Here is a 10904-nt window from a genome sequence, read left to right on the forward strand (position 1 = left end):
GACGCTCCTCGTCCAGTCCGGCAAGCCCGTGGGCGTGTTCCGCACCAACCCCTGGGCTCCGCGCGTGCTGCTCGCCAACTCCAATCTCGTCGGGGACTGGGCCACCTGGCCCGAGTTCCGTCGCCTCGAGGCCGAGGGCCTGATGATGTACGGGCAGATGACCGCGGGCTCCTGGATCTACATCGGCACGCAGGGCATCCTCCAGGGCACGTACGAGACGTTCGCCGCGATCGCCCGCAAGCGGTTCGGCGGGAGCCTCGCCGGCACGCTGACGCTCACCGGCGGCTGCGGCGGCATGGGCGGCGCCCAGCCGCTCGCCGTCACCCTGAACGGCGGGGCCGTGCTCATCGTCGACGTCAGCGAGGCGCGCCTGCGCCGCCGCGTCGCGAAGCGGTACCTGGACACCGTCGCGGACACGCTCGACGACGCCGTCGCGCAGGTCCTCGCCGCGAAACGCGAGAGGCGCGCGCTGTCCGTCGGCGTCGTCGGCAACGCCGCGACCGTCTTCCCCGAACTGCTGCGGCGCGGACTCGACGTCGACATCGTCACCGACCAGACCTCCGCCCACGATCCGCTGAGCTACCTGCCGGAGGGCATCTCGCCCGACGAATGGGACCGCGAGGCGACGGCCGACCCCGACGGGTTCACGAAGAAGGCGCAGGTGTCCATGGCCCTCCAGGTCGAGGCGATGGTGGGCTTCCTGGACGCCGGCGCCGAGGTCTTCGACTACGGCAACTCCATTCGGGACGAGGCCCGCACGGGGGGCTACGGGCGGGCCTTCGACTTTCCCGGCTTCGTGCCCGCCTACATCCGGCCCCTGTTCTGCGAGGGACTCGGCCCGTTCCGCTGGGTGGCGCTCTCGGGGGACCCGGCGGACATCGCCGTCACCGACGCCGCCCTCAAGGAGCTGTTCCCCGACAACGCGCACCTGCACCGCTGGCTCGACGCCGCCGCGGAGCACGTCGAGTTCGAGGGCCTGCCGGCGCGCATCTGCTGGCTCGGCTACGGTGACCGCGCGAAGGCCGGCCTGCTGTTCAACCGGCTGGTCGCCGAGGGCAGGGTGTCCGCGCCGATCGTCATCGGCCGCGACCACCTCGACTCCGGGTCCGTCGCCTCCCCCTACCGCGAGACGGAGGCGATGGCCGACGGCTCGGACGCCGTCGCCGACTGGCCCCTCCTGAACGCCCTGCTGACGACGTCGTCGGGCGCCACCTGGGTGTCCATCCACCACGGCGGCGGCGTCGGGATCGGCCGCTCCATCCACGCCGGGCAGGTCTCGGTCGCGGACGGGACCGACCTCGCGGCCCAGAAGCTCGAGCGGCTCCTGACGAACGACCCGGGGATGGGCGTCATCCGCCACGTCGACGCCGGCTACGAACGCGCCCGGGAGGTCGCCGCCGAACGCGGCGTGCGCATCCCCATGCAATCCTGAGAAGTCCCACCCGCCACCACCGGAAGGCATCCCGTGCAGACCGTCTCCTCAGTCCTCGACTCCATCAGCGACGTCGGCCGCGACGCGACCCGCGGCGGGTACTCCCGTGGCGTGTACACGGGTGCCGAGCTCTCCCTGCGGGAGTGGTTCGCCGCCGAGGCGCAAGCCCGCGGGCTGTCCGTGGAGACCGACCGCAACGGCATCCTCTGGGCCTGGTGGGACGCGACGGACAGCCGGGACGGCGCCCTGGTGACCGGCAGCCACCTCGACTCCGTCCCCGGCGGCGGTGCCTTCGACGGGCCGCTCGGTGTCGCCTCGGCGCTCGTCGCCGTCGATCTCCTGCGGGAGCGGGGCGTGCAGCCGAACCGGTCGCTCGCCGTCACGGTCTTCCCCGAGGAGGAGGGCTCGCGGTTCGGGGTGTCCTGCCTCGGCTCCCGCCTGCTCACGGGCACGCTCGACCCCGACGCCGTCCGCTCCCTGACCGACACCGACGGCACCACCTTCGCCGAGGCCGCGCGGGCGGCCGGCGTCGATCCGGCGCACCTCGGCCGCGACGAGGAGGCCATCCGGCACATCGGCGACTTCGTCGAGCTGCACGTGGAGCAGGGGCGCGGGCTGATCGACCTGGACTCCGCCGTCGCCGTCGGCTCCACCATGCTCGGCCACGGCCGCTGGCGGCTGTCCGTCACCGGACAGGGGAACCATGCGGGGACCACCCTCATGGCCGACCGCGCGGACCCGATGGTCGCCGCCGCCCAGGTGGTCCTCGCCGCCCGGCGGATCGCCGCCGAGCAGGACGGCGCGCGGGCCACAGTGGGGCGCCTCCAGCCGGTACCGGGCGGCACGAACGTCATCGCGTCCCGCGTGGACCTCTGGCTCGACGTGCGCCACGAGGAGGACGCCGTCACCGCGGCCCTGATCGAGCGGATCCACGGGCAGGCGCAGAAGATCTGCGCCTTCGAGGGGTGCCGTGCCACGTTGACCGAAGAATCCCGCAGCACCACGGTGCACTTCGACGGCGCGCTGCAGCGCACGCTGGGCAACGCGCTCGGCCGCTCCTTCCCGGGCGCGCCGACGCTGCCGACGGGGGCCGGTCACGACGCGGGCATCCTCGGCAGCATCGCACCGACGGCGATGCTCTTCGTCCGCAACCCCACGGGCATCAGCCACTCGCCCGAGGAGTTCGTGGAGCGCGACGACGCCGATGCGGGTGCGACCGCCCTCGCGGACGTCCTCGAAGACCTCCTGTGACGCTGCTGAACGGAGGCGCCCGCCCGGAGCGCTGGCACGGGCCGGATCAGACAGCAAGCGGGCGGGATGCGGTCCGTGCCGTGTGGTGCGAGTCCGCCTGGCTGGGAGGCGACGGCGTGGCGGACGCGGTCCGCGTGGAGGTCGACGCCGACGGCACGGTGGTCGGCGTCGCGTCCGGTGTCCCGGCGCAGGCCGGCGACGTCGTCCTGTCCGGTGTGGCCTTCCCCGGTGCCGCGAACGCGCATTCGCACGCGTTCCACCGTGCCCTGAGGGGCCGTACCCACGACCACGGCGGCACCTTCTGGACCTGGCGGGAGAGCATGTACCGCGCGGCGGCGGCCCTGACCCCGGAGCTCTACGAGGAACTGGCCACCGCCGCCTATGCGGAGATGGTCGCGGTGGGCTGGACCAGCGTCGCCGAATTCCACTACGTCCACCACCAGCCCGACGGCACACCCTACGGGCAGGGGGACTCCGGCCCGCACGCCATGGAGCTCGCCCTCGCGCGGGCGGCCGTCCGCGCGGGCATCCGGCTGACCCTGCTGGACACCTGCTACCTCGCCGGGGGCTTCGGGGCTCCCCTCGAGGAGGGGCAGCGCCGGTTCTCGGACGGCACCGCCGCGCAATGGCTCGACCGGCTCGCCGCCCTCCGTGCCACGGTCTCCGCACTCCACCCGGCCCACCAGGTGTCCGTCGGTGCCGCCATCCACTCCGTGCGCGCCGTCCCCGAGGACCAGCTGGCCGTCATCACCCAGCACCTGCCGGCCGGGCTCCCCCTGCACGTCCACCTCTCCGAGCAGCCCGCGGAGAACGAGGACTGCCTCCGTGCCACCGGCCGCACCCCGACCGCCTTGCTCGACTCCTACGGACTCGTCGGGAGCCGGCTGTCCGCCGTCCACGCGACCCACGTCAGCGAGCGTGACATCGCCGTCCTCGCCGGTGCCGGGGCCGCCGTCGTCCTCTGTCCCACCACCGAGGCGGACCTGGCGGACGGCATCGGCCCGGCCGGCGACCTCCGCGCAGCGGGAGCGACGCTCGCCCTCGGCACCGACCAGCACGCCGTCGTGGACCCATGGCTGGAGATGCGGGCGCTGGAGCACGGAGAGCGCCTGCGCACCGGGCGGCGGGGTCACTTCGAACCGGAGCAGCTGCACGCCATCGCCTCCCTCGGCGGAGCAGCCGCGCAGACCCGGCCGGGCGCCGGCTTCCGGCCCGGCCGCGCCGCCGACTTCATGGCCGTCGACCCGCGCAGCGCGCGCACGGCCGGGTCCTCCCGGGAGCAGCTCGCCTACACCGCGACCGGCCAGGACGTCACGGGTGTCGTCGTCGGGGGAGTCCTCGTGGCGCGCGACGGCGTCCACACCACGCTGGGGAGGCCCGCCGACCTGCTGGTTACGGCCATCGCCCGGCTGGACGAGGCGGCGCAGAGGGAGCACGAGCCCGGCAGGAGCCCGGCGGGCCACAGCCGGGAGCAGCACTGATGTCCGTCCTGATCACGAACATCGGTGAGCTCCTCACCTCGGACCCCGACGGCACCACCCTGCGGGACGCCGCCGTGGTGTTCGAGGGCGAGCGCATCAGCTGGATCGGCCCGGCCGCGCACGCTCCGGCCGCCGACGAGAGCCACGACGCCGGTGGCCGTGCAGGCCTCCCGGGCTGGGTCGACAGCCACACGCACCTCGTGTTCGCCGGCGACCGGACGGCCGAGTTCGAGGCCCGCATGGCGGGGGAGTCCTACGCCGCGGGTGGTATCGCCGTCACCGTCGACGCGACACGTGCCGCCGGCGACTACGACCTCACGCGACTCCTGCTGGCCCGGGTCGCCGAGGCCGCGGCGGGCGGGACCACCTACCTGGAGACGAAGACGGGCTACGGGCTCGACGTCGAGCAGGAGGCGCGCAGTGCGCGCATCGCGGCAGGCGTCGCCGACGAGGTCACGTTCCTCGGTGCGCACCTCGTGCCGCGCGGGGAGGACGCGGACCACTACACCGACCTGGTGTGCGGGCCCATGCTCGACGCCGTCCGCCCCTACGTCCGCTGGGCCGACGTCTTCTGCGAGACGGGAGCCTTCACCGCCGAGCAGTCACGCCGCGTGCTCTCCGCCTCCGCCGCAGCCGGCCTCGGCCTGCGCGTGCACGGCAACCAGCTGGGACCGGGCGACGGCGTCGCGCTCGCCGTCGAGTTCGGCGCCGCCAGCGTGGACCACGTCAACCACCTGACCGACGACGACGTCGAGGCGCTCGCCGGTACCTGGGCCGGCTTCGCTGCGCGGGGCGAACCCGGCACGGTGGCCACCTGCCTGCCCGCCTGCGACCTCTCCACGCGCCAGCCGTTCCCGCCCGCCCGGAGGCTCCTCGGCGCCGGCGTGCAACTCGCGATCGCCAGCAACTGCAACCCCGGTACGTCGTTCACGAGCTCGATGGCCTTCTGCGTGGCCACCGCCGTCCTCCAGATGGGCCTCACCGTGCAGGAGGCGGTCCGCGCCGCGACCTTCGGCGGAGCGCTCGCGCTGCGGCGCCACACGGGCGACGACGAGGACGGCCGGCGCGCGGTCGGCTCCCTGGCCGTCGGGCACCGTGCAGACCTGCAACTGCTGGACGCGCCCTCGGCCACGCATCTCGCATACCGGCCGGGCATGCCGCTCGTCCATGCCGTCTGGCGGGCCGGGAGCCGCGTGCGGTAGGGGAGGCAGGCGGATGTCCGCGGACTGGGAATCACCAGCCGCCGCTGGAAGGATAGCGCCATGACTGCCGAGTCCTCCCCGTCCGCTCCAGCAGCACCGGGCGGTGCCGTCCACCCGGAGCCACCCGTCCCGAGGCGCCGCATCACCGCCGAGCTGCTCATCGTCTTCGGCCTGTCCCTCGGACAGTCCGGTGTGTACGCGATCGTGAGCCTGGCCGAGAAGCTGACGCGCGGCCCCCTCGCCGCGCAGACCACCACGCTGAACCCGGTGCTCGACGACCGGCAGTACTTCGACCTCACCTACCAGCTGCTGGGAATCTTCTTCGCCCTGGTGCCGGTGGCCCTGGTCCTGTTCCTGCTCAGTGGCCACGGGGTCTCGGCGTTCCGGCGCCTCGGCCTCACGTTCGAGAGGCCCCTGCGCACCATCGGGTTCGGGATCGGCCTGGCGGCGGTCATCGGTATCGGCACGCTCGGGGTCTATGCCGGTGGCCGCGCGCTCGGCATCACCACCGCGCTGGTGCCCGCCGCGCTCGACACCTACTGGTGGACGATCCCCGTGCTCATCCTCTCGGCGGTCCGGCACGCCGTGCTCGAGGAGGTCATCGTGGTGGGGTACCTGTTCCTCCGGCTGCGGGAGCTCGGCTGGTCGACCCCGGCCATCATCCTCACGAGCGCCCTGGTGAGGGGCAGCTACCACCTGTACCAGGGGTTCGGGCCCTTCCTCGGCAACGTGCTCATGGGCCTGCTGTTCGCCTGGTTCTACACGCGCAGCCGTCGGGTGATGCCGCTCGTCCTGGCACACGCGCTCATCGACATCACGGGTTTCGTCGGATTCACCCTGCTCGGTCCCGCCATCGGGATCGGCGGGTGACCGCCTGAGCGAAGCCTAACCTTCGGTCATTGCGCACGCCGATCATGACTAAATTATCCGGTGGACGCGGTGTTACCGTGAGTCCGTTCAGCGAAGCGGCGGCCCCGATCGGGGCCTCACCGGACCAGCCAGGAGGAATCATGAGCGTCGTCACCAGTGTCTCTGAATGCAGCGTCCACAACTGCTCCTTCAACCACGACGGCTGCACCGCCGTCGCCATCACCGTGTCGGGCAGCGAGGAACACGCATCCTGCGCCACGTTCATCGACACGTCCATCAGCGGCGGACTGCCCAAGATGCTCGCGCACGTCGGAGCATGCCAGCGATCCGAGTGCAGCTACAACCACGACCTGCTGTGCAGCGCCCCGGCCGTCAAGGTGGGCCCCGGCGCCGAGGCCGCGGACTGCCTGACCTACACCCACGCCTGATCACTCCACACCACAGCAGCGACACAGCAGAAGGGACCGGACATCATATCCGGTCCCTTCTGCGTCCGCGGCGGAGGTCAGATCTCGATGCGGCCGTCGGCGGTCTCGAAGGTCACGGACATGATGCCCGGGGTTCCGTTGGGTGCGATCCACTGGACCTGGACGCCGTCGAGCGTCTCCTCGACCTCCGTGCCGAGCCATTCCGTGACGCGCTCGGACGAGCCGGCGATGGTGAGGCAGTCCAGCTTGACCGTTGCAGGACGGGCCTTCGACGGGTGCAGGGACTCGGTGCCCTCGTCCCAGCGGAGCAGATAGGGCACCTGCGGATCCGCGATGAGGCCTTTGATGCCGATCTGCTGCCAGGTCAGCTCCTGGCCGTCCGGGAACTTGCGGTTGCCGGGAACCGCACCGCGGCCGAGCCGCTCCTCGAAGGGTCCCAGGTCGTCGACGGCGACGCACCAGCCCATCCAGCCTCCACCGGCCTCGGAACGCGCCCGCACGGCCTGGCCGAACGGCGCCTTGTCCGACGCGGGGTGGTTGAGGACCTCGACGACCTCCAGGTACTGGCCGTTGACCAGCGGGAAGATCATGTTGCGGGTGCCGAAGCGGGGGTGCACACCGCCCTTCACCGGTTCCATGCCGAGCCTGGCCGAGATCCGGTCGGCGGTCGCAGCAAGTCCATCGGGTTCGCAGGCATAAGAGACGTGGTCCAGGCGCATGCCGATATTTTGGCACTAAGTGATCTGCGTCTCGACTAAGGCTTGCCTTACCCGTTCGACCGACCGCCGAAGGGGGTCAGCCGCTCCTTCACGGAGGGTCACACGGGTTGCCGGATGCGCCCCGATGGGCTTTCATGAATGCAGGTCATGAGTGCCAGCACGAAGCCCCGGCTTGCTGGCCGGCAACCCTCCAACCGCGGTGGGGTGCCCCGGGTGAAGACCAGGTTCGGCGCCACACCGGCGTCGTGCAAGCGCGGGCTCCTGCGGGCCCGGTCTCCTGGAACGGCGTCCACCGACGGGAGCATCGGAACCCGGCGGAGCCCCTTCCTACAGGGAGCACCATGTCCGACGATTGGTCCTTCGAGACACGCCAGATCCACGCCGGCCAGGTGCCGGACACCGCCACGGGAGCGCGTGCGCTGCCCATCTACCAGACGTCGTCATTCGTCTTCCCGAGTGCCGAGAGCGCCGCGAACCGGTTCTCGCTGACGGAACTCGCGCCCATCTACACGCGCATCGGCAATCCCACGCAGGAAGCGGTGGAGACGCGGATTGCGAGCCTCGAGGGCGGCGTCGGCGCGCTGCTCCTGGCCTCCGGCCAGGCGGCGGAGACCTTCGCGGTGCTGAACATCGCCGAGGCGGGTGACCACATCGTGGCGAGCCCGAGCCTCTACGGCGGCACGTACAACCTCTTCAAGCACACGCTGAAGAGGTTCGGCATCGAGACCACCTTCGTCGAGGACCCCGACGACCTCGAGCAGTGGCGCGACGCCGTCCGGCCGAACACCAAGCTCTTCTTCGGGGAAGTCGTGTCCAACCCACGGCAGGACGTCCTGAACATCGAGGGCATCAGCGCCGTCGCCCACGAGAGCGGGATCCCCCTGATCGTGGACAACACGCTGTCCACGCCGTACCTGATCCGGCCCATCGAATGGGGCGCCGACATCGTGGTGCACTCCGCGACGAAGTACCTCGGGGGCCATGGCAATGCCATCGCCGGCGTCATCGTCGACTCGGGGAACTTCGACTTCGCCCAGTACCCCGAGCGCTTCCCGGGCTTCAACAGCCCGGACGAGAGCTACCACGGACTCGTCTACGCGCGGGACCTCGGTGTCGGCAGCGCCCTCGGCGCGAACCTCGCCTACATCCTCAAGGCCCGCGTCCAGTTGCTGCGCGACCTCGGCTCGTCCGTGTCGCCGTTCAACGCCTTCCTCATCGCGCAGGGCCTGGAGACCCTCAGCCTGCGCGTGGAGCGCCACGTGCAGAACGCCCAGGCCGTCGCCGAGTGGCTCGAGGGGCACGACGACGTCGAGCGCGTCTCGTATGCGGGCCTCGCCTCGAGTCCCTGGTACGAGCGCGGCAGGAAGTACGGGCGGAACAACGGCACGGGCGCGATCGTCAGCTTCGACATCGTCGGGGGACTCGAGGCCGGCAAGCGCTTCGTCGACGGGCTGGAACTCCACTCGCACGTCGCGAACGTGGGCGATGTGCGCTCGCTCGTGATCCACCCGGCGTCCACGACCCACAGCCAGCTGGGGGCGGAGGCGCAGCTGACCGCCGGAGTGCGCCCGGGCCTCGTGCGCCTCTCCGTGGGCCTCGAAAACATCACCGACATCCTCGCCGACCTCGACGCGGGCTTCCGCGCCGCCAAAGGAGCCTAGCCCTTCGTGACGACCTACCCTCCTGCTCCGCTGCACCCCGGGATCGACGGCGCACGCCCTCCGGGGGACGGGCTCCTGCGCATCGCGCCGATCGGTCCGCTGGCCCTGGAGACGGGCGGCACGCTGCCGGACGTGCAGCTCGCCTTCGAGACCTGGGGCCGGCTGAACCGGGACGGGTCGAACGCCGTGCTCGTGCAGCATGCCCTGACCGGCAGCTCGCACGTGGCACGCGGCGACTCGGAGGAGGAGGGCTGGTGGGATTCGCTCGTGGGTCCCGGCCGCACGGTGGACACCGACCGGTACTTCGTGGTGTCGATCAACATGCTGGGAGGCTGCTACGGCTCGACGGGGCCGGCCAGCCTCGCGCCCGACGGGACGCCGTGGGGCTCGCGTTTCCCCCTGATCACCATCCGGGACTCCGTCCGGGCCGAGGCCCTGCTGGCCGACCGGCTCGGCATCGGCCGGTGGCACTCGGTCCTCGGCGGCTCGATGGGCGGGGCGCGCGCCCTGGAATGGGCACTCATGTATCCGCAGCGCGTTCAGCGGTGCGCCGTCATCGCCTGCACCGCCGCCAGTTCGGCCGAACAGATAGCGTTCGCCCAGGCCCAGGTGCAGGCGATCCGGCTCGATCCCGCCTACCGCCGCGGCGACTACTACGACGGTGCCCCTCCGGAGGCGGGCCTCGGCATCGCCCGGCGGATCGCGCACATCACCTACCGCTCGGAACACGAGCTGGAGGCGCGCTTCGGTCGCGCGGAGCAGGACACCGAACAGCCGTTCGGCGCCGTCCTGCCCGCTGACCGCGGGCGCTACCAGGTGGAGAGCTACCTCGACCACCAGGCGGACAAGCTCGTGGGCCGGTTCGACGCCAACAGCTACGTGATCCTGACCGAGGCACTGATGAGCCATGACGCGGCGCGCGACCGCGGTACGCTCGACGACGCCCTGGGCACCGCGACGGCGGAGTTCTTCGTCGCGGCCGTGGACTCGGACCGGCTGTACTACCCCGTGCAGTCGAGGCGCCTGGCCGCCGGGCTGCCGGGCGAGGTGCCCGTCCACATGATCTCCTCACCGGTGGGCCACGACGCCTTCCTGACGCAGATCCACCAGCTCGACGCAGACCTCCGGGCCGCCTTCTACACCCGGTAGCAGATACCGGTTGGGTTTCCACGGACAGGCACCTAGTCTTGGAGGTAAGCCTGCTTAGGAATTCGTGGCAGGCAGGTCCCGGGTCGAAGTCCTGGGACCACCGACGTCGAAAGAGGAGCTGTTCATGGAACTGAGCACCATTGGCTGGAACCAGGAAGCACGCGACAAGATCCTGCTGGACGCGGACCGCGCGCTGCAGGGGGCGGTCCGCGAGGCCGTGGAGACGATGGACGGCAAGTCCCGCGACGAGGTCTACGAATTCCTCTTCCAGAAGCTGCAGCCGCAGTTCGTCGACTTCAAGCCGGGGCCGGACCTCAGCGCGTGCGCCGACGCCGTGGCCAACGGTGAGGTCTCCCTCGACAGCTAGGAACGACGGGCTGCGCCGCCGGGGGGACTGACCGCCCGGCGGCGGTCAGTCCGCAGCACCCGGCGGCATGCCCGGCCCGAAGATCGGTGCGACGTCCGGCCGCTTCGCGAGGACGCCGTCGCCCGACGACCGGTGCCGGAGCCTGCGCAGGACCCACGGCACGAAGTACTCCCGGGCCCACACGAAGTCCTCCGCCCGCGCCGCCCGCCACGTGCGCGCCGGGAGCTCCTTCGGATGCAGCGGCTCGAGCGTATGCCGTACGGCGAGGGTGTCCAGGACCATCGCGGCGATGGTGTGGTGGCCGAGCGGCGAGAAGTGCAGGCGGTCGGAGGACCACATCTGGG

Annotated in this window: 10 protein-coding genes, 1 pseudogene and 1 riboswitch; of the genes and pseudogenes, 9 read left to right on the forward strand and 2 right to left on the reverse strand. The window is 71.6% G+C overall.

Annotated features, from left to right (window positions below):
• The 6 genes from CVO76_RS01590 to CVO76_RS01615 form a co-directional block, all read left to right on the forward strand.
• Positions 1–1432, forward strand: a 1432-nt coding sequence (locus CVO76_RS01590; RefSeq protein WP_208740450.1) for a urocanate hydratase, incomplete at its 5' end; no start/stop codon positions are given.
• Between the two features lie 33 nt (positions 1433–1465).
• Positions 1466–2683, forward strand: a complete 1218-nt coding sequence (locus CVO76_RS01595; protein ID WP_208740451.1) for an allantoate amidohydrolase — start codon at positions 1466–1468, stop codon at positions 2681–2683.
• Positions 2684–2799: 116 nt separating this feature from the next.
• Positions 2800–4164 (forward strand): formimidoylglutamate deiminase, encoded by a 1365-nt coding sequence (locus CVO76_RS01600; RefSeq protein ID WP_244186149.1) that lies wholly within the window; start codon positions 2800–2802, stop codon positions 4162–4164.
• Entirely contained in the window at positions 4164–5366 is a 1203-nt protein-coding gene (hutI, locus tag CVO76_RS01605) for an imidazolonepropionase (protein WP_208740452.1), read from the forward strand. The genes CVO76_RS01600 and hutI overlap by 1 nt, the downstream gene beginning before the upstream one ends.
• A 60-nt stretch (positions 5367–5426) precedes the next feature.
• The gene (locus CVO76_RS01610; RefSeq protein ID WP_208740453.1) at positions 5427–6236 is read left to right on the forward strand and encodes a CPBP family intramembrane glutamic endopeptidase; all 810 of its coding nucleotides are present in this window, start codon (positions 5427–5429) and stop codon (positions 6234–6236) included.
• 140 nt (positions 6237–6376) lie between these two features.
• A complete protein-coding gene (locus CVO76_RS01615) occupies positions 6377–6664 on the forward strand; it encodes a DUF1540 domain-containing protein (protein ID WP_133082143.1) in 288 nt (95 codons plus the stop codon).
• 77 nt (positions 6665–6741) lie between these two features.
• Here CVO76_RS01615 and CVO76_RS01620 read toward each other — a convergent pair whose 3' ends face one another.
• On the reverse strand, positions 6742–7383 hold the full coding sequence (locus tag CVO76_RS01620; protein ID WP_133082144.1) for a VOC family protein: 642 nt from the start codon (positions 7381–7383) through the stop codon (positions 6742–6744).
• 143 nt (positions 7384–7526) lie between these two features.
• Positions 7527–7643: riboswitch (SAM riboswitch) on the forward strand.
• Positions 7644–7724: 81 nt separating this feature from the next.
• Between CVO76_RS01620 and CVO76_RS01625 the strand changes: the two genes are divergently transcribed.
• The 3 genes from CVO76_RS01625 to CVO76_RS01635 all read left to right on the forward strand — a co-directional run bounded on the left by CVO76_RS01625 (position 7725) and on the right by CVO76_RS01635 (position 10560).
• Entirely contained in the window at positions 7725–9044 is a 1320-nt protein-coding gene (locus CVO76_RS01625) for a bifunctional o-acetylhomoserine/o-acetylserine sulfhydrylase (protein ID WP_208740454.1), read from the forward strand.
• Between the two features lie 6 nt (positions 9045–9050).
• The gene (metX, locus tag CVO76_RS01630; RefSeq protein WP_432206116.1) at positions 9051–10193 is read left to right on the forward strand and encodes a homoserine O-acetyltransferase MetX; all 1143 of its coding nucleotides are present in this window, start codon (positions 9051–9053) and stop codon (positions 10191–10193) included.
• A 124-nt stretch (positions 10194–10317) separates the two neighbouring features.
• Positions 10318–10560, forward strand: coding sequence for a hypothetical protein (locus tag CVO76_RS01635; protein ID WP_133082146.1), 243 nt, complete (start codon positions 10318–10320; stop codon positions 10558–10560).
• A gap of 45 nt (positions 10561–10605) precedes the next feature.
• Here CVO76_RS01635 and CVO76_RS01640 read toward each other — a convergent pair.
• Positions 10606–10904, reverse strand: a pseudogene (locus tag CVO76_RS01640) (SGNH/GDSL hydrolase family protein); the annotation flags it as partial.

Origin of the sequence: Arthrobacter agilis (assembly GCF_002953615.1) — a bacterium.
Lineage (GTDB): Bacteria > Actinomycetota > Actinomycetes > Actinomycetales > Micrococcaceae > Arthrobacter_D > Arthrobacter_D agilis_B.